This is a genomic window from Neisseria sp. P0019.S002, from assembly GCF_051957155.1.
GTDB classification, from domain to species: domain Bacteria; phylum Pseudomonadota; class Gammaproteobacteria; order Burkholderiales; family Neisseriaceae; genus Neisseria; species Neisseria perflava.
In genome coordinates this window covers 1-431 of the sequence record NZ_JBQCWS010000184.1, presented here as the reverse complement: position 1 = coordinate 431, position 431 = coordinate 1, and the positions used below count along the sequence as shown (strand labels likewise).

At 50.1% G+C, this 431-nt stretch carries 1 pseudogene; it reads right to left on the bottom strand.

The features are described 5' to 3' along the window. A pseudogene (locus ACTHTY_RS12215) lies at positions 1–431 on the bottom strand (deoxyguanosinetriphosphate triphosphohydrolase); the annotation flags it as partial.

The window sequence follows — 431 nt, the reverse complement described above, 5'->3', positions numbered from 1 at the left end:
GGTCAGCTCGGACAAAATACTTTCTACTTCCGTATCCGTGAGCAAATCCAATTCGACGGCATCTTCCAAGTCCAGCAAGGCATAGCAAATATCGTCGGCAGCCTCCATCAAATAAGACAAAGGATGGCGCGCCCAACTGTCTGCTCCTGCGGAAACCAGCCCCAATTCGTCGGCAACTTGACGGATAAACGGCAACTCGGTTTGATAAATATTGAATTTTTTTCTGCCGTTCGGATGTTGCGTTGTCCACGGATACTTCAGCAATGCGCCGATAGCTGCCGCAGTCAGACGCATTCCGCCCGCCTCCGGATACATTTCAAGGCTGGCGACGATACGCAGGCTATGCGCATTGCCTTCATAGGTTTGAATATCGTTGCGCTCCGCTTCGTTTAATGTGTTCAGATAAATTTGATGTTCAGGCCGTCTGAACC